The sequence below is a fragment of the Amphritea sp. genome (genome assembly GCF_048266285.1).
Classification (GTDB): Bacteria; Pseudomonadota; Gammaproteobacteria; order Pseudomonadales; family Balneatricaceae; genus Amphritea.
In genome coordinates, this window is the sequence record NZ_JBLWZV010000021.1 from 43,574 (window position 1) to 66,237 (window position 22,664).

17 protein-coding genes and 1 tRNA gene are annotated in these 22,664 nt (G+C 49.1%); 6 read left to right on the plus strand and 12 right to left on the minus strand.

Annotated elements, in window-relative coordinates; all coding sequences use genetic code 11:
- The first annotated feature begins 462 nt into the window (after positions 1 to 462).
- Entirely contained in the window at positions 463 to 1,410 is a 948-nt protein-coding gene (locus ACN0T0_RS17035) for a porin (RefSeq protein WP_417227932.1), read from the plus strand.
- Between the two features lie 193 nt (positions 1,411 to 1,603).
- On the plus strand, positions 1,604 to 2,302 hold the full coding sequence (locus tag ACN0T0_RS17040; RefSeq protein WP_417227933.1) for a VacJ family lipoprotein: 699 nt from the start codon (positions 1,604 to 1,606) through the stop codon (positions 2,300 to 2,302).
- Between the two features lie 141 nt (positions 2,303 to 2,443).
- Here the strand turns inward: ACN0T0_RS17040 and tal are convergent, their stop codons facing one another.
- From tal to ACN0T0_RS17055, 3 genes are read right to left on the minus strand one after another with little or no spacing between them, the layout of a single operon-like run.
- A complete protein-coding gene (gene tal, locus ACN0T0_RS17045; protein ID WP_417227934.1) occupies positions 2,444 to 3,400 on the minus strand; it encodes a transaldolase in 957 nt (318 codons plus the stop codon).
- Positions 3,401 to 3,420: 20 nt separating this feature from the next.
- Complete coding sequence (dusA, locus tag ACN0T0_RS17050; protein ID WP_417227935.1) at positions 3,421 to 4,410, minus strand: tRNA dihydrouridine(20/20a) synthase DusA; 990 nt, start codon at positions 4,408 to 4,410, stop codon at positions 3,421 to 3,423.
- A 28-nt stretch (positions 4,411 to 4,438) separates the two neighbouring features.
- Positions 4,439 to 5,056, minus strand: a complete 618-nt coding sequence (locus ACN0T0_RS17055) for a hypothetical protein (RefSeq protein ID WP_417227936.1) — start codon at positions 5,054 to 5,056, stop codon at positions 4,439 to 4,441.
- Positions 5,057 to 5,096: 40 nt separating this feature from the next.
- On the opposite strand from ACN0T0_RS17055, the gene ACN0T0_RS17060 reads away from it, so the two are divergent.
- Positions 5,097 to 5,492 carry a diacylglycerol kinase gene (locus ACN0T0_RS17060; RefSeq protein ID WP_417227937.1) on the plus strand — a complete coding sequence of 132 codons (396 nt, stop codon included), beginning with the start codon at positions 5,097 to 5,099 and terminating at the stop codon, positions 5,490 to 5,492.
- A 5-nt stretch (positions 5,493 to 5,497) separates the two neighbouring features.
- Here the strand turns inward: ACN0T0_RS17060 and ACN0T0_RS17065 are convergent, their stop codons facing one another.
- The 9 genes from ACN0T0_RS17065 to ACN0T0_RS17105 form a co-directional block, all read right to left on the minus strand.
- Positions 5,498 to 8,146, minus strand: a complete 2,649-nt coding sequence (locus ACN0T0_RS17065) for a molybdopterin-dependent oxidoreductase (RefSeq protein WP_417227938.1) — start codon at positions 8,144 to 8,146, stop codon at positions 5,498 to 5,500.
- Positions 8,147 to 8,216: 70 nt separating this feature from the next.
- Positions 8,217 to 8,552, minus strand: coding sequence for a nitrite reductase small subunit NirD (gene nirD, locus ACN0T0_RS17070; RefSeq protein WP_417227939.1), 336 nt, complete (start codon positions 8,550 to 8,552; stop codon positions 8,217 to 8,219).
- A 16-nt stretch (positions 8,553 to 8,568) separates the two neighbouring features.
- Positions 8,569 to 11,115, minus strand: coding sequence for a nitrite reductase large subunit NirB (gene nirB, locus ACN0T0_RS17075; protein ID WP_417227940.1), 2,547 nt, complete (start codon positions 11,113 to 11,115; stop codon positions 8,569 to 8,571).
- On the minus strand, positions 11,112 to 12,446 hold the full coding sequence (locus ACN0T0_RS17080; RefSeq protein ID WP_417227941.1) for an NAD(P)/FAD-dependent oxidoreductase: 1,335 nt from the start codon (positions 12,444 to 12,446) through the stop codon (positions 11,112 to 11,114). Before ACN0T0_RS17080 ends, nirB begins: the two co-directional genes overlap by 4 nt.
- A gap of 441 nt (positions 12,447 to 12,887) precedes the next feature.
- Positions 12,888 to 13,817 (minus strand): ABC transporter ATP-binding protein, encoded by a 930-nt coding sequence (locus tag ACN0T0_RS17085; RefSeq protein WP_417227942.1) that lies wholly within the window; start codon positions 13,815 to 13,817, stop codon positions 12,888 to 12,890.
- Between the two features lie 22 nt (positions 13,818 to 13,839).
- Positions 13,840 to 14,823, minus strand: coding sequence for an ABC transporter permease (locus ACN0T0_RS17090; protein ID WP_417227943.1), 984 nt, complete (start codon positions 14,821 to 14,823; stop codon positions 13,840 to 13,842).
- 89 nt (positions 14,824 to 14,912) lie between these two features.
- Complete coding sequence (locus ACN0T0_RS17095; RefSeq protein WP_417227944.1) at positions 14,913 to 16,322, minus strand: CmpA/NrtA family ABC transporter substrate-binding protein; 1,410 nt, start codon at positions 16,320 to 16,322, stop codon at positions 14,913 to 14,915.
- Positions 16,323 to 16,624: 302 nt separating this feature from the next.
- Positions 16,625 to 17,809 carry a CmpA/NrtA family ABC transporter substrate-binding protein gene (locus tag ACN0T0_RS17100; RefSeq protein ID WP_417227945.1) on the minus strand — a complete coding sequence of 395 codons (1,185 nt, stop codon included), beginning with the start codon at positions 17,807 to 17,809 and terminating at the stop codon, positions 16,625 to 16,627.
- Positions 17,810 to 17,825: 16 nt separating this feature from the next.
- Positions 17,826 to 18,422 (minus strand): ANTAR domain-containing response regulator, encoded by a 597-nt coding sequence (locus ACN0T0_RS17105; protein WP_417227946.1) that lies wholly within the window; start codon positions 18,420 to 18,422, stop codon positions 17,826 to 17,828.
- Positions 18,423 to 18,741: 319 nt separating this feature from the next.
- Here ACN0T0_RS17105 and gltX point away from each other — a divergent pair, with 319 nt between their 5' ends.
- From gltX to ACN0T0_RS17120, 3 genes are all read left to right on the plus strand, one after another.
- Complete coding sequence (gene gltX, locus ACN0T0_RS17110) at positions 18,742 to 20,235, plus strand: glutamate--tRNA ligase (protein ID WP_417227947.1); 1,494 nt, start codon at positions 18,742 to 18,744, stop codon at positions 20,233 to 20,235.
- Positions 20,236 to 20,389: 154 nt separating this feature from the next.
- Positions 20,390 to 20,465, plus strand: a tRNA-Ala gene (locus ACN0T0_RS17115).
- Positions 20,466 to 20,560: 95 nt separating this feature from the next.
- A complete protein-coding gene (locus tag ACN0T0_RS17120) occupies positions 20,561 to 22,198 on the plus strand; it encodes a site-specific integrase (protein WP_417227948.1) in 1,638 nt (545 codons plus the stop codon).
- Positions 22,199 to 22,664 lie beyond the last annotated feature (466 nt).

Below are 22,664 nucleotides of genomic sequence, written 5' to 3' on the forward strand. Positions count from 1 at the left end.
TAAAAAGTTTATGTTTAGCTCATGATGTTGAAGGTTGCAGAGTATACTTTTTGATCTGTATCAGTCTTAGTGAATGACGTAGGCTTTTAACGCTTTAACAAGCTAAAAAATAAGGTTAAAGAGTTGCCAAGCGCTTGCTGCTATGTTGTAATGCGACAAATTTAATTAAGGGCGGTTTTAAAACTTAGGTTTGAAACGGTTTTTCGCCTATAATGAAAAGGCTAAAGCATTGCTAAACTTCGGTTTGTCAATTATTTAAGCCACACAAGATACTAAGGGCTGTTTTAGTAGTCAGCCCGACAGAATAGAGACCATGTGGGAATTTATTTCACACATGGGATTGATATATTTCTGAATTATAGTATTTTTCTTGTTAGCTGAGCGTAGTTGATGACGTAAGGCCAACAAAGAAATTATAAAGTTTAACTACTAGTACGTTAAAATATTGAAGGGGAAATGTTAATGAAAAAGTCTCTGATCGCTCTGGCTGTTGCCGGTGCTCTGACGGCTCCAATGGTTGCTCAAGCTGACGCTACTCTGTATGGCTCTTTGCGTGTACAAGGTACTTCTGAAGACAACAAAGACTTCACTATCGGTGATAACACTTCACGTATCGGTATCAAAGCGACTTCTGAGCTGTTCTCTGGCGCTACTGCTATCGCTCACTTTGAAACTTACGTAAACACTGAAACTGGTGCTTTGGGCGTTGCCAATGGTAACAAAGGTCGTTTGGCTTACGTTGGTGCTACCGGTGATTTCGGTACAGTAACTGTTGGTCGTCAGTGGTTGCCTGCTTACCTGTGGACTATCGGTAAAACTGATATCATGGCTGCAGCTAACACTGAAACAACTCACAGCTATACTACTGGCGGACGTCAGGGTAACTCTGCTGCATACGTAACTCCAGACATGAGCGGTTTTAAACTGGCTGCTGCTGTTGTTGCACGTAACAATGCAGGCGTTGATGCTGGTGATACTGGTGAAGATGTTGATGCAGTTCACGTTGCAGCTAACTACTCTATGGGTGGTTTCGGTGTTGCACTGTCTACACTGCAGTACAAAGGTACTGTTGATGAAAACATCAACTCTCTGGGTGTAAACTACTCAGCGGATAACTTCTACGTAGGTCTGTCTGTTGAAGACGACGAAGTTAACCGTAAAGATGGCGATGCTGTAGTTGTTCTGGCTGGTTCTTACTCTATGGGTAACACAACTCTGCTGGGTTCTTACACTGCTTTCGGTGATAACGCTGCTGATGTTGATGAAGGTAACCGTTACATTGCTGAAGTTCAGCAAAAACTGGGCAACCAAGCATTCGTATTCGCTAACTACATCGAAGCTGATGGCGATGCTGAAGATGCTGGTAGCGCTGCAGATACAATCGCAGTTGGTTACAACGTAAGCTTCTAATCTTTTTATAAGATAAAGCTTGAGAAAAGGGCCCTTTGGGGCCCTTTTTGTTTGTCTAGATTTTGTTTGTTGTTTACTCGTAGATTCGACGATGCTTTGGTGGCTTGGTTTTTAAGGCTATTTGGTAGTCGCAATCGTTTATGTTGTGATGCACAATGGGGTCGGTGACTGTTTTTGGTTAGGGATGCTGTTTATGTCGATGTTCAAACGTCTATTTTTGACTGCTTATATCCTTCAGCTTTCATTGCCTGCATTGGCTGAGCAGCAAGCTGAAGTGGATCCATGGGAAGGGTTTAACCGGGCGATGTTTAGTTTTAATGCGGCGCTTGATCGCTATGCATTGAAGCCCGTTACTCAGGGGTACCAAGCGGTTACGCCAGATATTATTGAAACTGGGGTTGGTAATTTTTTCGGAAATCTCGCTGACGTTGGTAGTATTGTCAATAATGTACTGCAGTTTAAGCCTGAAGCGGCAGTGAAAGATTTTTCTCGAGTTGTATTTAATACCACTATTGGTTTGGGGGGGCTTATTGATGTTGCCACCCCTATGGGGCTGCCTGAGCATAATGAAGATTTTGGTCAGACATTGGGGTATTGGGGGATGGAAACCGGCCCTTATTTAGTGCTGCCCTTTTTGGGACCATCCAACGTTCGTGATGGTATTGGCCGAATACCGGATTCTATGGTTGATCCTGTCGGGGAGGTTAATCCTATCCGTACTCGTAATCAGCTGTACGGATTAAGGGTTGTTGATACACGGGCAGGGTTGTTTGCGGCGGAAGAGTTGTTGAGTGGTGATCGCTATATAGCGATGCGTGATGCTTATCTGCAGCGGCGTGAGTTCTTAGTGAATGATGGTCAAGTTGCCGCCTTCGATGAAGATCAGTTCTAGTCGGGACGGGTGAAGAATGCTCCGCATTCTGGCTGCCTAAATTTTTAATGATCGTTCATTGAACGATAATGTCTATATATAAAAAACGCATCCCAAAGGATGCGTTTTTTCGTTAATGGCAGACGCTATTAATTTCGAAGTTTAGATCTTCAGAAGGAGCTGCTCCAATTTCACTTGGTCGGCGGCAAAGTTACGGATGCCTTCCGCTAGTTTTTCTGTCGCCATTGCATCTTCGTTCATTGCCCAACGGAATGCTTGCTCGTTATTCTCGAGCTTAGCTTCATTGCACAGCGGGTTGTCGGCAAACAGTTTTTGGTCCAGCGGTAGTTGGGTGTCGGCCAGTTCTGAGATCAAGGCTGGGCTGATGGTCAGGCGATCGCAGCCCGCCAGTTGACGAATCTCCTCGCTATTGCGGAAGCTCGCACCCATGACGACAGTGTTATAGCCGTGATGTTTGTAATAGTTGTAGATACGACTCACGGATTGTACACCAGGATCTTTTGCGCCGTTGAAGTCTGTGCCTTCAGGGTTATGGCCTTTATGCCAGTCGAGGATGCGGCCAACAAAAGGTGAGATTAAAAAGGCGCCAGCATCAGCACAGGCAACCGCCTGAGCGAAACCAAATAGCAGTGTTAGGTTGCAGTTGATACCCTCTTTTTCCAGCTGTCGTGCCGCTTCGATGCCTTCCCATGTAGAGGCTATTTTTATCAGCACTCGATCATTACTGATACCTGCCTCGTTATATAGGCCGATGAGCTTTTTAGCTTTTTCGATCGTTGCCAAGGTATCAAAGGAGAGTCGTGCATCGACCTCAGTGGAGATGCGTCCAGGGATCAGCGAGAGAATTTCACACCCGGCTAACACCGCCAGCTTGTCGGTCATATTGGCTAGCTGTTCTGCATCACTACCGGCTTGGCTCAGTGCCCAGCTTTTAGCCTGTTCAAGATAGGGGCGGTAAGCAGGATCTTGGCTGGCTTTCAGTAACAGTGAGGGGTTGGTGGTTGCATCAACGGGTCTCAGGTCTCTGATCGCATTGATATCGCCAGTATCGGCAACAATGGTGGTCATTTTTTTGAGCTGATCCAGCTGGCTTTCCATGTTTAGTTTTCCTTAATCTTTTAGATAGATATGACTTTATCAACGGCACGTTTTAACACATCGACATCAGCGCCGGCTTTATGGGCATTTTCACTCAGATAGCGACGAAATTGACGACCGCCGGGCTGACCGTGAAACAACCCTAGTAGATGGCGAGTGATATGTCCTAGGTAGCAACCCTGTTTTAATTCGGCTTCGATATAGGGGTACATCTGTTCGATAATCTGCAAGCGAGTTTTTACCGCTGCGTCAGGCTGATACAAAGCATCAACTTCCGTCATCATATAGGGGTTGTGATAGGCTTCGCGGCCAATCATGACGCCATCAACATGCTGTAGGTGTGTACGGCTTTCTGCCAGCGTTTTAATGCCGCCATTGATCAGTATTTCCAATTCAGGAAATGCCTGTTTAATCTGGTAGACCCACTCATATTTTAGCGGCGGTATATCCCGATTTTCTTTTGGGCTTAAGCCTTGCAGTATCGCCTTTCTGGCATGGATTATAAAGGTTTTACAGCCAGATTGGCTGACCGTTGCGACGAATTGATGAAGTGCTTCGTAGCTATCCATATCGTCAATTCCCAAGCGGTGCTTAATAGTGACAGGTATGGCTACGGCGGCTTGCATGGTTGCGAGGCATTCGGCGACTAATTCAGGGTGTGCCATGAGGCAAGCACCGATCATATTGTTCTGTACCCTGTCGCTGGGGCAGCCGACATTGAGGTTAACCTCATCATAGCCGGCATCTTCGGCCATGCGGCTGCAACTGGCGAGCTCTTGCGGATGACTGCCGCCAAGCTGAAGTGCGAGCGGGTGTTCCGGCTCGCTATAGCTTAGAAACCGTTGTTGATCACCGTGAATCAGTGCGCCGGTGGTTACCATTTCGGTATAAAGCACCGCGTTGTCGCTGATCAGACGGTGGAAATAACGACAATGTCGATCAGTCCACTCCATCATAGGGGCAACGGTGAATGTTCGGTTAAGCTGTGAGGTCTGTTTTTCTACAGTCATGTTGAGCATCGGGCCTAAATTATAACGGTCAGCGTTTGGATATTTCCCGCATCAGACCGCTGAGATCCAGTCCCTGCAGTTCTGCCAGTTTTTGAATATCATTTTGGGTGCGGGGAGGAAGTTTGCTGGCCGCTTTAATGGCCTGCTTTTTGTCTGCGACTTTTTGATTAAGTTTTTCCAACAGATTATTTAATTGTGCCAGACTCAGCAGGCTCAGCTGTTCATCTACTTTATGATTAAGCATCTGATAATGTAATTTTCCAGAGAGAAACGATCTATCCTTACGACTTCTGCGGTGAAGGCAGATTATAACTACATCCGTTGTCGACAGCACAACCGCTGACAGAGTCAATCTTTCACTTGCTGCTAAGTATGCTCTGAGTGAGGCCTGTGCGGGGCTAACTATAGCATTCAACGGATTGCTTTTTAAGCGGATAATGCTGCGATGAGTTCTCTTGAGTGGCTTTTGCTGTGGGATGTCCGCACGGAAGTGATTTCGGCGCTGCTTTTTGTTGAAATACGGTACTGTTTGAGTATTTTTTGAACTTTGAGCCTGACAGAAATCCAAGAGAGGCAAGAGCGAAGCAGGGCTTATTGCATCTTTGTTAAGCTGTCTTGCGAGCCGTGGTATGACCCTTCTTTTCATGTTTTAATGCCAGCTTCACAAACCAGAAGTAGCCATTCAGATGCATCAGATTAAACGTACCGGCATTACGCGTTTCTATTATGCCACTAAATATTCACTGCAAGGTATTAAGGCGGCTTGGGTTGAAGAGCCGGCCTTCCGCTATGAGGTTATGGCGGCGGTGGTGATGTTTCCGGCAGCTTTTTGGCTGGCGGAGTCGGGTATGCAGCTAGCGCTTTTGTTAGCCTGTTGCTTTTTGGTCTTGGCGTTTGAAATTGTTAACTCGGCTATCGAAGCGGTGGTCGATCGTTGGGGGCCTGAATATCATGAATTGGCTGGGCGGGCCAAGGATATGGGCTCCGCCGCGGTGTTTATGATGCTCAATATGACCTGGGTCGTCTGGGCGGGTGTTGCCTGGGATAACGGTTATCTGGATGGCATCAAAGCGCTGTTTTAACTCCCTTAGCTCAGTATCGCTCTGATCTCTGGCAGGCAAGAGCCACAGTTGCTACCACACTTTAATTGTGCGGCCAGTTTGTCGGTGCTGTTAGCCCCTTGACGGATTGCTTGGCGAATCGTGTGTTCACCCACTTCAAAGCAGCTGCAGATGATGGCGCCGCACTCGTCTTTGTTGTCCATCGGTTTACCGGCCAGTAACGACATTCGTTGGGCAGGGGTATCTATAGATTGCTGAAACTGTTTGCTTAGCCAAGCGCTGCTGGGTAGCGCTCCGGTAGAGGCAAAAAAGAGTTGCGTGGGGCGCTGTTGCTGAAAACTCACCATGCGGTAGGTTGAGGCGCTATTGAGTTCGATGAGGTCGTCGCAGGGCTCAATAAGCTGGGCTAACCAAGATTTCCAGTCGGCGGGTAACTGCGCCCCGCTCAGTTCATATCGAAATCCATTTGGTAGCGGAATTTTACACCAGTATTCACAGGGCAGCGTCGCCAGTGATTGCTCGGTGATCAGAACAGCCTGCCAATGGCTGTCAACTTTACCTATCTGGACAGGGCAGTGCTTGGCTTCAGGCTGGCCGGATAGAGGGTCCTTAATCGATGTAAATAGGCTATCCACCCTTGCTGCCGAGGCAAATTGTGCACTCCAATGGATCGGCATGAACACCGAACCAGGCCGCTGATTTGAGGACAACTTGGCTTTTACGAGGCAGCGACCCTGGGGACTGCGGATTTCAACCAGGTCTTGCTCAGCGATACCGTACTCTTCGGCATCGGCTAACGCGAGTTCGATATAGGGTTGGTCGATATGGTTCAGCAAGCGGCTAGTTTTGCCGGTTCGGGTCATAGTGTGCCATTGATCCCGTATGCGACCGGTATTGAGTATTAGTGGATACTCTTCAGATAGTTTATTAAGCGGTGCTTGAGGGGTAATCGGTAGCATGCGCGCCCGGCCTGAGGGAGTATTAAAGCGTCCGTCGCTGAACAGTCGAGGTGATTGCTCTTGCTGGCCTTCGATGCAAGGCCACCTTACCGGTTCTAGCTGTTGATACTGTGTTGCTGAGAGGTGTGCGAGGCCGGAGATATTAAAGTATCGCTGACCCTTATTTTCATAGCCAGAGAGTGCTGCATGTTCGGCAAAGATCTCGCTGGGGGAGTTAAACGCAAAATCCTGTTCAAACCCCATCGCACGGGCGACCGCGCAGATAATCTGCCAATCGTGACGGCTCTCTCCGGGAGGCGCTAAAAAGCCGCGTTGGCGGGAGATAACGCGTTCGGAGTTGGTCACTGTGCCGTCTTTTTCAGCCCAGCCGGTGGCGGGGAGTAATACATTAGCACAGGCGGTAGTGTCGGTTTTTGCCATACAATCGGAAACCACTACCTGTCCGCATCGTAATAGTGCCCGGCGAACTAAATCGGCATCGGGCATGCTGACCACGGGGTTGGTGCCGATTATCCAGATCGCTTTGATGCGGCCCTCGTCGACAGCCTGAAACAGATCCACGGCTTTTAGGCCTTCAGTGCGAGCGATTTTGGGTGCCTGCCAAAACCGCTCAACCCGTGCGATATTGGCTGGATCGCTAAAGTCCATATGGGCGGCCAGTTGATTAGCGAGGCCTCCGACCTCTCGCCCCCCCATGGCGTTAGGCTGACCGGTAATCGAAAAAGGGGTAGCGCCCGGTTTGCCGATACGGCCGGTGGCGAGGTGGCAGTTGATAATGGCGTTGCCTTTATCGACCCCAGATGACGATTGATTGATGCCTTGAGAAAAGAGTGTGACGACTTTATCGGTACGGCTAAAAAGTTGATAAAACTGCTTAAGGCTTTGCTCATCTAAACCGCAGTGTTGCGCCGTTTGTGACAGGCTCGCAGTAAGCGTTTTCGCCGCGTCTAGGGCGTTATCAAAGCCTTCGGTATGTGTTTGAATATAGTGTTTGTCGAGCACGTCATGATCGGCCAGATAGCTCAACAAACCGGTAAATAGATAACCATCGCTACCGGGCGTGAGAGGTAGATGTAGATCAGCCATATCACAGGTGGCGGTACGGCGAGGATCGATTACGACAACGTTCATTGTTGGACGTTTTTTCTTTGCCGCGAGGATGCGTTGATAGATTACCGGGTGTGCCCATGCGGTATTAGAACCGACCAGCACTAACAGATCTGCCTGCTCGAGATCGTCATAGCAGCCGGGTACTAGGTCCGCACCAAAGGCTCGCTTGTGTGCTGCCACTGCGGATGACATACAGAGGCGCGAATTAGTGTCGACATTGGCCGATCCGATAAAGCCTTTCATCAGCTTATTGGCGACATAATAGTCCTCGGTCAGAATCTGTCCTGAAAGGTAGAACGCCACTGAATCGGGGCCATGCTGTTCAATCGTTTGACGAAAGCTCTGCGCGACATGGTTAATCGCTTGCTCCCAACTGGCCGTTTGGCCATTAATTTGGGGGCTGAGCAGCCGCCCATCTAAATCGGTGGTTTCATGTAGAGCAGAGCCTTTGACGCAAAGACGTCCGAGATTGGCGGGGTGGTCTTTGTCACCGCTGACCGCAATCAATTGGTTATGACTGACCGTAGCGTTAACGCCGCAGCCAACGCCACAATAAGGGCAGGTGGTTTTTACCTGACAGGTTTCCGGCTTGGCTGCATGGGTCATCGATAGGCTTCCTGTGTGGCGAAGGTTAGCTGAGTTTTAGTGGCTTTTATACCGTGTTTATCACTAGCGCTTAGATCAGTACCTCGACCTGACCATTCTCGATACGGGCCGGCCACACTTGGATGCGGGTGTTCTCATCATCGAGGCAGCGTCCAGTTTCAAGGCAGAAGTGCTGTTTGTAGACCGGTGAGGCGACAAATAGTTGATCACCCTTTGAGCCAACTAATCCCCGTGACAGGACATTGGCTTGACTAAAGGGGTCGTGGTTAGCAATGGCAAAGACGGTCTGCTGTTGCTTGATATAGAACAGGGCGACCTGGGTCTCTTTGATCAATGCGCAGATGCCTGAATCAGCGATTAGGTCATGTTGGCTGCACACCGCAGTCCAGTGAGTATTTGTAGTCATTCGGCTGTCCTCTGTATTAACCAACCAACTTGATCGGTTCGGCGGCGATAAGATTTTTTTCGTCAGCGGTGGCTGGGCGAATCTGCTGTCGTTCTTCAACAAAGAGAATATTGCTGTCCTGCGCCTCGGTATTCACAAAGTGACGGAAGCGCTTAAGAGCCTCGGGATTTTCCAAGGTGGTTTTCCATTCACACTGATAACGGGAGACCACCAATGCCATCTGCTGTTCTAGTTCTGCCCCTAGCTTGAGGCTGTCTTCGATAACCACCTGGCGTAGATAATCCAGCCCGCCCTGCATATTTTCCATCCAAACGGAGGTGCGCTGCAGACGGTCCGCTGTTTTGATATAGAACATCAGAATACGGTCGATGTAACGGATCAGGGTGTCGCGATCAAGATCGGTGGCAAAGAGATCACCGTGGCGGGGTTTCATGCCACCGTTACCACAGACATACAGGTTCCAGCCTTTTTCGGTGGCGATAATGCCGATATCTTTACTTTGTGCTTCGGCGCATTCGCGAGTGCAGCCTGAAACTGCAAACTTGATTTTATGGGGGGCACGCAGGCCCTTGTAACGGTTCTCCAAGTCGATCGCTAAGCCAGCACTATCATCGACTCCAAAACGACACCAGGTGCTGCCGACGCAGGATTTAACAGTCCGCAATGATTTGCCGTAGGCATGACCGGTTTCGAAACCCGCATCAATCAGGATTTTCCAGATCTCCGGCAGCTGTTCCAGACGGGCGCCAAATAGATCGACTCGTTGACCGCCGGTGATTTTACTGTAGAGGTTATACTGTTTGGCCACTTGCCCGAGTACGATCAGTTTATCGGCGGTTATTTCACCGCCAGCGACTCGTGGCACCACTGAATAAGTGCCATCTTTCTGCATATTGGCCATAAAAGTATCGTTGGTATCCTGCAGGCTTACGTTCTTCTCACTGAGAATATAATCGTTCCAGCAGGAGGCCAACATGCTGCCAACGGCGGGGCGGCAGATTTCACAGCCGTGGCCACGACCCTGTTGTTCTAGTAATTCATCAAAGCTGCGGATCTCTTCAACGCGGATAATGTTGTAAAGATCCTGACGTGAGTAGGGGAAGTGTTCACACAGGTCGCGATTAACCTCAACGCCCAGCTCTTCTAATTCATGATTAACTAAGTCCGTCAGCAGTGCTGCGCAACCGCCGCAGCCAGTGGCCGCCTTGGTGCTACCCTTTACATCGGCTAATGAGCAACAGCCGCCATCGAGTGCTGCCCGCACATCGGCTTTACTGACATCATGGCAGGAACAGATCTGCGCGGTTTCCGGTAGCGCGGCCACGCCTAGACCGGTTTGTTCATCATCGCCACGGTGGGGCAAAATTAATGTGTCGGGGTATTCGGGTAGCGGAATACCGTTAAGCATGTATTGTAATAATGTGCCGTAGTTTTCCGCTTCGCCTACTAAGATGGCTCCGAGTAACTGCTTACCATCGTCTGAAACCACCAGTTTTTTGTACACCGCTTCACGCTCATCCACGAAGGTGTAGTTACGTGCGCCGGGAGTACGGCTATGGGCATCGCCAATACTGGCAACATCAACACCCATCAGCTTGAGTTTGGTGCTCATATCGGCACCGGTAAAACTGTCGTTGCCACCCCTCAGGTGAGAGACCGCCACTTTAGCCATCTGATTACCCGGCGCGACCAGACCAAAGATCTGTTTATTCCATAGGGCACATTCACCTATGGCATAGATGGCTGGATCCGAAGTTTGGCAGTGATTGTTGATGACGATGCCACCACGTTCGCCGACTTCAAGCCCGCTCTGGCGGGCAAGCTCATCCCGAGGGCGGATACCGGCCGAGAAGAGGATTAGATCGGTTTCTAAGACTTCACCATCGGCAAAGTTCATTTTATGAAAACAGTGTTCGCCATCATCGATCAGTTGAGTATTTTTTTCCGTATGTACGCTGACTCCCAGCGCTTCGATTTTTTGCCGTAGCAGGGCACCGCCGCCATCATCTAGCTGTACCGCCATCAGACGAGGGGCGAATTCAACTACATGGGTTTTGAGTCCCAAATCGGTTAGTGCTTTGGCCGCTTCCAGCCCGAGTAAGCCTCCACCGACAACCGTACCCACCGTGGCATTTTTGGCCGCAGCGGCGATGGCGTCTAAGTCATCAAGGGTACGGTAGACCAAACACTGTTGCCGATCATGGCCGGGTACGGGAGGCACAAAAGGATAGGATCCGGTTGCCAGTACTAATTTGTCATAACTCAGGTGCTGGCCTTTATTGGTGGTCACCGATTGCTGGTCTCTATCGATGGCAGTGACTTTTTCATCGGTGAGCACGGTGAGCCCCCAGCGGCGATAGACCTCGGCGTCCCCCATCGCTAAATCGTCAGCCGTGGCACCGGAAAAATAGGCGCTTAGGTGAACACGATCGTAGGCCAGTCGGCTCTCTTCACAGAAAACGGTGATATCAAAATGTGCTAACTGGTCATTGTCGGCCAGGCTTTGCAGAAATTGATGGCCCACCATGCCGTTACCGGCGATGAGTAGTTTTGTTTTATTCATGAGGTCGCTCCTGTTGCCAAGCTTAATGCGGGGGCTGCGGTGTCAAAATGAGGGACAGCGGCAGGGGTTAATTGGGCGATTGATTCAGCGTTGCAATAACGTCGGCCGAAGATCATGTCTGGGGCTAGGTGTTGTGCTTTTTGCTGGGCCTGAATCAGCTCGAAATACCAGTTACCTTCGTTAACAGCGCCAAACAGCACTGCACCGGCCAGTTTTTGTTGCCGGAAAATAAGTTTGCGATACACACCGTTGGCCGGGTCTTGATAGACAACGGATTCGCTCGCGGGGCTATCGAGATATTCACCGGCGGAGAACAGATCAATACCGGATACTTTGAGTTTGGTGGCGCAGGGTTGCAGGCTGAAACGCTGGTCGGATGTTAGACAAAGTTGATCAGCGAGCACACGGGCCTGATCCCAAATAGGCGCCACTAGGCCAAAGGTGTGTTGGCCAAACTGTGAGCATTCACCTAAGGCGTAGACGTTTGTTACTGAGCTTTGCAGCTGGTCATTGATTAGGATGCCTCGATCGCATGCTAGGCCGCTACGTTCAGCCAGTGCATGGTTAGGGCTGATGCCGATGGCAATCACGGCGAGTCCGGTGTTAATAACCACGCCATCCTTTAAGATGATTTGACTGATTGCGCTTGATGACGCTGAGTCACCTTGTATCTCGGCGCTTGGCTCAGAGGCAAACTTGTCTATCTCGGCATTTAACTGAAAATGGATGCCACGGGATTCCAGTGATTGTTTTAAGTATTCACCGGCGGTGGCATCAAGCTGGCGATTCAGTAACCACTGTCCACGATGAATAACGGTTACCTCTAGCCCCTGCTGACGTAATCCCCAAGCGGCTTCTAACCCGAGTAGGCCACCACCGATAACGGTGGCATGCTGAATGTGAGGCACTTTAGCCATGAGCTGATCAATATCGGCGAGCGAGCGAAAAGTTAAGACGCCATCGAGGTCATTACCACGGATGTTAGGCATGATCGGGTTAGACCCGGTGGCCAGTACCAGTTTGTCATAGCTGAACGCTGTGCCGCTTTGGCAACGCAGGGTTTGTTTAGCGGTATCGATGGTGCTGACCGGGTCGTTGCTATGAAGTGCGATATGGTGATCCTGATACCACTGTTCTGAGTGGGTCACTATATCGTCTGCCTGCATCTCACCGGCGAGTACTGTGGAGAGCATAATGCGGTTGTAGTTGGCATAGCCTTCTGCGCCAAACACGGTGATCCGGTACTGATCCGGATTCCGTTTTAGAATCTCGTCCAGCAATCGGCCAGCAGCCATGCCGTTACCAATAATGATGAGATGAGCTTTAGGCATAAAAAAAATCCAAAAAAAAATGGCATTCACCAACCAGTACAAGTGCGAAGTACTGGAGGATGAACACCATTGTCCAAAAAAAATATGAGAAGCCTAAGATAGGCGCTTAGTATATAGCAGAGAACGTGCCTGATTTATAAATACTGTTAATATTCAACAGTTTATATGTTTTTGTGGGCGGCTTTCTCGTATAGGTTACATATTTGCCGCACTGAGTTGGGGCGAAGAATAGGGTGGTTTACGAGGTGGTGCACCCTAAGGAGTCCCTCTTATTGGGCAGTGGCGATGGCATCGGTATGTTGAGGGTCGTGATGTTCTTGCTGTTACGGGGTGGTTTGCTCAGTTGTATAGAATAGGTTGCAAGAAATAGGACGGTGAAGGGCGAAGAAATAAAAAAGCCCGACAATCGCCGGGCATAAGCTGTTGACGTTTATTAAGAGGTTAGGCTGCTTGTTCATCCTTTTGTGTTGCGGTTGTGTCAGTCTTGCTAGCTGCAGGAATTGATTCAACGGCGGCTGTTTCAGCCGTACTTGGTGTTACTTTGCTGGTGGGTTTGCTCGTGGGTTTAGCCACTGCGTCGCCTGGGGTTCGCTGTTTCTCATAAAGAAAGCTTAAAACCGCCGCCCGGTAATGGTTGTATTGCGGATCATCGGCTAATTCAAGGCGATGCCGGGGACGCTCTAAGTTCACCTCCAATATTTCACCGACAGTGGCGGCAGGGCCGTTGGTCATCATGACGATGCGATCGGACAATAACACGGCTTCATCAACATCGTGGGTAATCATAATCACGGTGTTATTTAAGTCAGCTTGAATCTCCATGAGAGAATCTTGCAGGTGGGCGCGGGTAAGGGCATCCAAGGCACCAAAAGGTTCATCCATCAGCATGACGGTTGGCTCCATCGCCAGTGCTCGGGCGATGCCGACTCGCTGCTTCATACCACCGGAAATTTCATCTGGGCGTTTATGCATGGCATGATCCATATGCACCAACTGTAAGTTGTATTCGATCCAGTCTTTCATTTCCGCTTTGGTTTTGGTTTTTTTAAAAACCTGTTTGACCGCCAGTTCGACGTTCTCATAAGCGGTTAACCAAGGCAGTAAGGAGTGGTTTTGAAATACCACCGCCCGTTCGGGGCCGGGTTCATTTACTTCTTTGCCATCCAATAACACGCCGCCTTGGGTGGCCTGGTATAAACCGGCAACAATATTTAGAACGGTTGATTTGCCGCAGCCTGAATGCCCAATCAGGGATACAAATTCGCCCCGATCAATCTTTAAATTAACATTACTCAGCGCTTTAAACGGGCCGCTAGGCGTCGGGAAGTCGATGTCGACGCCGGTAAGCTCAAGGTGTTTAGTGGTAGTCATCAGTTTTCTCCTTAATGCTGCCTTAGCGTAATTCGACGGATTTGTCCCAAGATACTTTTTTCTGCAGAACTAACATGATGCGATCGAGCATAAAGCCGATCAGGCCAATCACTAGCACGGCCACCATTATGCGTCCGAGGGAGTTGGAGCTGCCATTCTGAAATTCATCCCAGACAAACTTACCTAGCCCTGGGTTTTGTGCCAGCATCTCGGCAGCGATTAACACCATCCAAGCGATACCCAATGAGAGTCGAAGACCGGTGAAGATCATTGGAATAGCCGAAGGGATAACAATCTTGATGACGTGTGTTAACCAAGAGAGTCGCAGCACCTTGCTGACATTGTTGAGGTCGGCGCTGATCGTCGATACGCCAACCGCGGTGTTGAGCAGCGTTGGCCAGAGACAGCAGAGGGAGACGGTGATGAGTGAGGTGACAAAGGATTTGGCAAACATCGGCTCATCACTGACATACACGGCACTGACCACCATGGTCACTAACGGTAGCCAGGCTAAGGGGGAGACCGGTTTGAATAGCTGAATGACTGGATTAAAGGCGCTATAGAGGGTTTTGTTGAGACCGATAACAATCCCTGCCGGAATGGCAATCAGTGAGGCGGCGAAGAAGCCGGCTAATACGGTGATCAGGCTTGTGCCGATTTGGTCGATAAAGGTGGGTTTGCCGGTGTAGGGGCGAGTTTTAACCACGGCGTCGGGGTTCTTTTCCAATTTTTTGGCATTACGAACATCTTGGCGCTGATGGAAAGCCACCTCTTTTTGCCGTTCGCGATTATGCTCTGATAATAGATTGAGGCTTTGCTCATAAACCTGAGTGGGACCGGGAAATTCACCTAACGAGGTATGGATATTGCGGGCGGCGATATTCCAGATAAACAGAAAGATCAAAATACCGCTCAAGGGAACCACTAGGGCTTTGACTAGCTGGGCTAGGCTTAGCTTTTCGGGCAAGCCCAGTGGTTTTAATAGTTTTAATGCGATGCTGCTCATAGTCAATCTCCAATGGGGTGCCCATAGGCCACCCTTTGGTTTTCTATCGGTTTTGGCTGGGCGCTGCGGTGTTGATGCAGCGCTACAGATTAAATTTCACTGTCGGGTTTTAGACCGATTTTAAACTTCGTCAGATATTGGTTAGGTTGTGTGCCATCGTAGGTGATGTTATCGATAAAGTGCGTTTGCGGTGGTTTGAAGCCAGATTCTGATGTGAAATCAGGGAATTCATTGCTGGCGATCTTGCCTTCGGCAATTAGCTCGTTAGCGGCTTGGGCATAGATATCCGGACGATAAACCTTTTTCGCGGTGTCCATAAACCACTCATCCGATTTAGGCTCGGCGATCTGTCCCCAGCGGCGCATCTGGGTGAGATACCAGATAGCATCGGAATAATAGGGGTAGGTGGCGTTGTGGCGGAAGAATACGTTGAAGTCGGGTACTTCGCGCTTATCGCCTTTTTCGTATTCAAAGGTGCCGGTCATTGAGTTGGCAATAACATCGTAATCGGCACCAACATATTCCGGCCGTGAGAGAATCTCTACTGCCTCTTTTCGATTACCGTTATTGTTGTCATCCAGCCACTTGGCGGCTCTAATCATCGCTTTTACAACACGGATATGGGTGTTGGGGTATTTATCGGCCCAGCCTTTAGAAACACCGAAAACTTTCTCGGGGTTGTCTTTCCATATTTCATAATCGGTCACGACCGGGACACCGATCCCTTTAAATACTGCTTGTTGGTTCCACGGCTCACCGACGCAATAACCGTAAATGGTGCCCGCTTCCATGGTGGCGGGCATCTGTGGGGGGGGCGTCACAGAGAGCAGGGCATCGGCATCGATCTGGCCCGATGAGTCGCCTTTATGGGGGGCGTAATATCCGGGGTGAATACCGCCGGCGGCGAGCCAGTAGCGTAGCTCGTAGTTGTGAGTCGACACGGGGAATACCATGCCCATATTGAACGGCTTGCCTTGTTCTTTATAAGCATCGACAACCGGCTTTAGCGCATCGGCCTTAATCGGGTGAATCGGTTTGCCCTCGGCGTCTTTGTCAATATAGGGCTTCATCTGTTTCCAGATATCGTTAGAGACCGTGATGGCATTACCGTTAAGGTCCATACTGAACGCGGTAATAATATGTGCCTGGGTGCCAAAACCGATGGTGGCACCTAATGGTTGCCCTGCTAGCATATGGGCACCATCCAGCTGACCATCGATCACCCGATCGAGCAGTACTTTCCAATTCGCCTGGGCTTCGAGTTGCACATACAGCCCTTCATCTTCGAAGTAGCCTTTCTCATAAGCCACCGCTAATGGTGCCATATCTGTCAGCTTGATAAAGCCAAACTTGAGATCCTCTTTCTCCGGTTCACCGACAGCGGCCTGTGCAGCGCTCAGCGTTAGCAGGCTGCCGATCGCCACTGCGCCGAATGTTTTGACTGCGTTTTGTAGCAGTGTGCGGCGTCCCATCATGTTAGAAAGCAGAGTGTGAGTCATGTTTGTGGCTCCTGAGTTTACAAAAACGAGTCAAAAAAAAACGCCTGCCCCTTCCGATAAAGCTATCAGTAAGAGCAGACGTCGTTGTCATGTGTGAAACCAAGCTAGGTGGTTTCAAGTATTTATATTTATTGCGTTAGATATAGCAGGTGCTGTGCCATGTTTTTAAAAACTATTTATTATCAGTATCTTAGTGGTTTTTGGTGTTTTTATAAGATCCTTGGAAGATATAAATCGCACTTAAACGGTGCTGATAATGCTTTTTAGCACCCAAACAGCGCCAATTGAACATGGCTCTAAGCTCAAGGACTGTTTGGATCAAAGGTGCCACCGTTAAAAAATAGGTCACTGCCCATGGTGACAACCCCCGCGGTACCTTGTAACACCCAGTCGTTGTCGTGAAAGCCCTCCGGTTTAAAGTCGATTGTCGGATGGGAGATACGCATTTTATCCGCCACGTTGCGGTATAAATCGGGTCGATAAACCTGACAGGCGATCTGTTTTAAATCGGCTTGAGGCTCTATTAACTGCTGCCATTGGCGCATCTGCTTGAGGAACCAAAGTGCATGGGAGCGCCATGGATAACTGGCAGCATAACGGTAAAAGTGGCGGTTACCCTGCTTCAGTTTTGGCTGAGATAGCATCGATAGCGCGGGGCCTAAATAGGCGTTGCCGAGTAAAATATCCAATGCCTCGTCACTATTTTGCGGCTTATCGAGCCATTCTGAGGCGCGAATAAGCGCGCAGATCAGTGCCTGATGGGTGGCGGGGTGGGCGTCATGCCAGCTTTCTAACACGGCGAAAACTTTGTCAGGGCAGTTATTCCAGATCTGATAACCGGAGATGACCGGGCTACCGATGCCCATCTCTTGAGCAACGGAGTTCCAAGGCTCGCCAGCACAATAACCATCGATTAAGCCCTTCTTCATGGTCACTGCCATCTGTGGCGGCGGCACAACTGTTAGATTGATATCGTTATCGGGATCAATACCCGCCGCGCTGAGCCAGTAACGCAGTAGATAGCTGTGTGCCGAATAGGTATATACCATTGCGAGTGTTATTTTGGGCCGGCCACTGGCTTTACGGAACGCTACCAGTTGTTTTAACCCTGCAGCCGAACTGTCTCCCGGTGAGTGACCGAGTTCATCAATTTCGGCCAATAGTTCACGGGATAGGGTGATAGCGTTTCCGTTTAAACCAATACTAAACGCCGTGATCATAGGCACTTTAGGTGACCCTAGCCCGAGAGTGGATGCCAGCGGGATACCTGCAAGCATCTGCGCACCATCTAAAAGTCCTAACATCACTTTATCGCGTATTGAAGCCCACGAGCCTTCGCGGCTTAACTGCACGTTGAGCCCTGATTCACTGAAAAAACCTTTCTCTTTTGCAATGACCAGTGGTGCGCAATCCATCAGTGGTAGAAAGCCCAAGGTCAGATCGGCTTTTTCCGGTGAGTCCAATGTTGGGCTGTGTATTAATGTCATAATGGTTTGCCCTTGCTTAACTCAGCATCTCGAGTACTGAAATTATATTTTTAGCTATCTGTGTCATGGTTTTACCCTGATCCATGGCCATCTTACGCATGGCACTGTACGCCTGATCTTCAGTGCATTTTTGGTGCTTCATAATCAGGCGCTTAGCTTGTTCTAGTTGTTTTCGATCTTCTAGTTCACTGCGGACATCATGGAGTTCGTTGCGCAGGGCTTGAAACTCTCTAAAACGGGCCGCCGCGACATCCATAATTGACTGAATTCGCTCGGGACTCATGCCATCGACGACGTAAGCGCTAACACCTGCTTTAATCGCTTTTTGAATCGTCTGGCTGTCGCCTGATTCGGCAAACATCACCACGGGGCGGGGGATATGGCTATTGAGAGTGGCCATATGTTCCAGCACGTCACGGTCGGGGGAATCTAGCTCGATAATAATGATATCCGGACGGATCTGCTCCACCCGGGCGATCAGCCCTTCGGTATCATGTAGGCGACTGACAACGTCATAGCCTTGATCGGTCAGCGCCTGTTCCAGCAGGGCCGAGCGAGCGGTGTCCTTATCAATTACCAATACCCGTTCGGGCTGTGATTGCGTTATGGTCATAGGGATTTTTCTTATTAAAGTTACTCATGGTACTGCACGTAGCGTGCCAGCCTTTGGTGCAGTCGCCCTAAGAGCATCGTTAATATTGTTAAATAGGCGGCCATATCCTGATGTCATAGCGTTTGGTCGTGAACACAGGGTAGGGCCTGGATAACATGGGGGGTGTTGATGTGGATGATATTTGCACTTTTATGGTGCGGTTAAGTGCGAGAGTAAGGAGGCAAGTCAGCCGTGATTGTGATTACGGTAGGCGCTTATCGGTCAAGCAGGTATAATGCCGGGCAATTTCCCCTAAATCAGTCTGGATGCATATTTTCTGATGACCGTACGTACTCGTATCGCACCGTCTCCAACCGGTGATCCGCACGTAGGCACCGCCTACATCGCTCTGTTCAATATGGCTTTCGCCCGTCAGCACGGAGGAGAGTTTATCCTGCGTATTGAGGATACCGATCAGACCCGTAGCACCGCTGAATCAGAACAGATGATTCTTGATTCACTGCGCTGGCTGGGCCTTGAGTGGGCGGAAGGCCCGGATAAGCCTGGTCCTTTTGGTCCTTACCGTCAAAGCGAGCGAGGCGATATCTATCAACAGCATACCCAGATTCTGCTCGATAAGGGACATGCGTTCAAATGTTACCGCACCTCAGCGGAGCTGGATGAACTGCGTAACGAACGTCGCGCACAGGGTTTGCAAAGTGCACTGAAAGAGAGTGATCTAGCGCTACCGGCTGAAGAAGTGGCTAAACGCGAAGCGGCGGGCGAACCTTATGTCGTGCGTATGAAGGTGCCGGAAGAGGGCGTCTGCGTCTTTGACGATATGCTGCGCGGTAGTATCGAAGTGGATTGGGCGCAGGTCGATTGCCAGATTCTGATGAAATCTGACGGCATGCCAACTTATCACCTCGCCAACGTAGTGGATGATCACCTGATGGAGATCACTCATGTATTACGAGGTGAAGAGTGGATCAACTCCGCGCCGAAGCACCAGTTGCTGTATAGCTACTTCGGTTGGGATATGCCTAAACTGTGTCATATGCCACTGCTGCGTAACCCGGATAAATCAAAGTTGTCTAAGCGTAAGAACCCAACCAGTATCATTTACTATCAGCGTATGGGTTATATGGCCGAAGCACTGCTGAACTACCTCGCCCGCATGGGTTGGTCGATGCCGGATGAGCGGGAAAAATTCAGCCTCGAGGAGATGATCGAGCACTTCGATATCAATCGTGTATCACTGGGTGGTCCGATCTTCGATCAGGAAAAACTCAGTTGGTTGAACGGTCTGTGGATTCGTGAAGAACTGTCGGATGAACAGTTTGCCGCTGCGTTCCAACAGTGGGCGCTGAATCCTGAATACCTAATGCAGATTATTCCGTTGATTAAGCAGCGTATCGAAAAGTTCTCGGATGTCGCGCCGGTTGCAAGCTTCTTATTGTCCGGTATGTTACCGATCACCGAAGAGAGCTTTGCTCATAAGAGCCTGCAGAAAGACGATATCCGACGTATTCTGCAATTCGCATCGTGGATGCTCGACACCGAGCAGAACTGGAATAAAGATCACCTGTTCGCTCAGTTTAAAGCGCTAGGTGATGCGATGGGCTATAAAGTCCGTGACTTCCTATTCCCATTGTTTGTCGCTATCGCCGGCACCAGCGCCAGTGTTTCGGTGGTGGATTCTATGCAGATTCTCGGCCCCGATATGAGTCGCGCCCGGGTGCGTCATGCTTTGAATACTGTTGGCGGACCTTCGAAGAAAGAGACCAAAAGCTGGGATAAAGAGTATCGCGCCTTAGCTGATTCACTAGCTTAAATCACGTTCATTCAGCACCTCAAGCCCTGCGATGCAGGGCTTTTTGCGTTTAAGGCTAAGCGATTGAAATACCGTTAGCTTTTAGTTATAAAATTGCACTCAGTTTGCTTGACAGCAGGCAGGGTCATGATTAATATAGCCGCCACTTGGTTTTGGGGCCTTAGCTCAGCTGGGAGAGCGGTTCGCTGGCAGCGAACAGGTCAGCGGTTCGATCCCGCTAGGCTCCACCAATTCTAACGTAGATCCGCGGTTCACGCGGCCTCCAGCGTATCTCAAGAATTGATTTTCAGAAATGTAGCACCACCTTGTAGCACAAAGGTGAACTATGGCTGCACGTATTCCCCATTCTTACCGTCGCAACGGTATGTATTATATTCGTCTTAAATGGCCGTCTAAGATCTTTCAGGCAGTACCTGGACTAGGGCAGCAATTTAACCACTCGCTTAAAACGCACGATCAAGACAGAGCTCGATTGCTCATCTATCACTGTGCTTATCAGTTTCGACAATTGATAAACTTTATAGACACTTGCTTAGATCTTGATAAGATCGAAGACATTAAGCCCGATTTCATCATTGAAACGCTTAAATCGACGATATTTAGCGAGAAAGAGACTAAACAGGATATGTCTGATACCTCTGATTTCGATTTTGACCTCGAAAATAAAATACATATTGATATTGATCCCAGCACGGGTACTCAAAGGATTCATTCAGATCTAGAAGATTCTGATGCTAATCAATTTGAAATCATAGAATTTATGCGCAAAGCAGGCATGGGATTCACCGCGGGAGGTGGCCTTGTCGAGACTAGTGGTCCAACAGTTGCAGATGTCGCTACAATGTTTATTCAGGAAAAACTCACGTCAGGTAATTGGGGCCACGCGAAAACTCGATCTCAGGGCACGACGCGATTAAAATTTGTTGTCGAGTTATTGGGCGCGAAGACTGTTTTTGCCAAGCTTGGGCGAAAGGACATTATCAGCGTTCGAGAGAAACTGAGAGCGATGATAGACCCGCAAAGAGAACGACGCTCGAAGCGCGATGGTACGCTCTCAGCAGACACTGCGCGAAGCTACTTTCAGTTGTGCACTGCGCTTGTTAAGTTTGCTTATGATGAAGATATCATTCAAACAAACTTTGCCGCAGATTTAAGTCTGAATGTGAGTAAAGGAGCCACTGATAGTTATCGTCCATTTGAACCTGAAGATCTGCGAAAGTTGCTGAATGGCTCAGTCTATCGCTCTATAGAGCTGCCTAGACAGCGCACATTAGTGGACAGCTACTTCTGGGCACCTTTGCTAGCAATGTATACGGGTGGACGCATTAATGAGCTGTGTCAGTTGCACATCAGAGACATCAAGTGCGAACAATCTCAACAAACTGATGATGTCATTTGGTATTTTAATATTACCGATGATGAGCTAGATCAGTCGACTAAAAATGAAACATCAAAACGACAAGTGCCGATTCATAACCAGTTGATTGAACTAGGCTTTTTAGACTATGTCGAGATGCGACGACAAGCAGCTACTTCTGAAGCTGAAACGCTGTTCCCTGCTATGAAATATTGCAAAAATAATGGCTGGGGGCGAGAGACCGGGCGGTGGTTCAATGGCGAAACAGCCAGTCCCGGCTATCTTGATTCGGTAGGGTTAGCTAGCAGGAAAAATAAGACGTTTCATAGTTTCAGACATACCGCTGCACGAACGTTGAGAAATAAGGGAGTAGAAGAGTCAGATATTGCAGCAGCCATTGGTCATGAGCATAAAACGACTACCCGTCGCTATGGCGCCGGCTATACGTTAGATCGGTTACAGCAAATCGTTAATACGCTCGATTACAATCTCGATCTATCACATATTAGTTTCGAAGAATTTGAGCGATATAAGGTATGCAAAGGGCGCCCTGAGAAGAATAAGCATTTACTGTATAGCTTCGATAAAAAGAGAAAGGTTACTTAAACATTTCGACGGTGACATCGTGGATTAGGTGACATGCAACGACAGCACAAATTTTAGTGCTGCTAAGAAGGGGTTTCTCTAGGCCTTTAGGTATCTGTTTAGGACGTAAGTAAGCGATCCGTAGATCTCACAAACTTGACACCTTCATGCGTTAAGCTAGATCGTATGTACGAGTCGATTGGTTAGTCATGACGGGTTAGTATCTCCAATCATTCTAACTTGTTGCTGCTCAGGCTCAACTTCCATATAGAAGCATGTGGGGCGATCAGTATGGCAAGCAGCACCTTTCTGCTTAACTGAGCAAAGGCCAACGGTGCTGATCTTTCAAAGCACCAAATAATGCTTCAATACAGAGTACTATCGAGTACTGCAACCGGCGGAATTAAAGGAGTTGATCCGGTCTACTGCCTGATTCCGATTTGTGCCTTGCTGAGTATTTTTTTTGTTTAATTTTAATTTCTTCGCT

Bases quoted from the DNA above. Each gene is read 5' to 3' on its own strand.
- ACN0T0_RS17035 (WP_417227932.1), top strand. From the start codon at position 463: ATGAAAAAGTCTCTGATCGCTCTGGCTGTTGCCGGTGCTCTGACGGCT.
- ACN0T0_RS17040 (WP_417227933.1), top strand. From the start codon at position 1,604: ATGTCGATGTTCAAACGTCTATTTTTGACTGCTTATATCCTTCAGCTT.
- tal (WP_417227934.1), bottom strand. From the start codon at position 3,400: ATGGAAAGCCAGCTGGATCAGCTCAAAAAAATGACCACCATTGTTGCC.
- dusA (WP_417227935.1), bottom strand. From the start codon at position 4,410: ATGACTGTAGAAAAACAGACCTCACAGCTTAACCGAACATTCACCGTT.
- ACN0T0_RS17055 (WP_417227936.1), bottom strand. From the start codon at position 5,056: ATGAAAAGAAGGGTCATACCACGGCTCGCAAGACAGCTTAACAAAGAT.
- ACN0T0_RS17060 (WP_417227937.1), top strand. From the start codon at position 5,097: ATGCATCAGATTAAACGTACCGGCATTACGCGTTTCTATTATGCCACT.
- ACN0T0_RS17065 (WP_417227938.1), bottom strand. From the start codon at position 8,146: ATGACCCATGCAGCCAAGCCGGAAACCTGTCAGGTAAAAACCACCTGC.
- nirD (WP_417227939.1), bottom strand. From the start codon at position 8,552: ATGACTACAAATACTCACTGGACTGCGGTGTGCAGCCAACATGACCTA.
- nirB (WP_417227940.1), bottom strand. From the start codon at position 11,115: ATGAATAAAACAAAACTACTCATCGCCGGTAACGGCATGGTGGGCCAT.
- ACN0T0_RS17080 (WP_417227941.1), bottom strand. From the start codon at position 12,446: ATGCCTAAAGCTCATCTCATCATTATTGGTAACGGCATGGCTGCTGGC.
- ACN0T0_RS17085 (WP_417227942.1), bottom strand. From the start codon at position 13,817: ATGACTACCACTAAACACCTTGAGCTTACCGGCGTCGACATCGACTTC.
- ACN0T0_RS17090 (WP_417227943.1), bottom strand. From the start codon at position 14,823: ATGAGCAGCATCGCATTAAAACTATTAAAACCACTGGGCTTGCCCGAA.
- ACN0T0_RS17095 (WP_417227944.1), bottom strand. From the start codon at position 16,322: ATGACTCACACTCTGCTTTCTAACATGATGGGACGCCGCACACTGCTA.
- ACN0T0_RS17100 (WP_417227945.1), bottom strand. From the start codon at position 17,809: ATGACATTAATACACAGCCCAACATTGGACTCACCGGAAAAAGCCGAT.
- ACN0T0_RS17105 (WP_417227946.1), bottom strand. From the start codon at position 18,422: ATGACCATAACGCAATCACAGCCCGAACGGGTATTGGTAATTGATAAG.
- gltX (WP_417227947.1), top strand. From the start codon at position 18,742: ATGACCGTACGTACTCGTATCGCACCGTCTCCAACCGGTGATCCGCAC.
- ACN0T0_RS17120 (WP_417227948.1), top strand. From the start codon at position 20,561: ATGGCTGCACGTATTCCCCATTCTTACCGTCGCAACGGTATGTATTAT.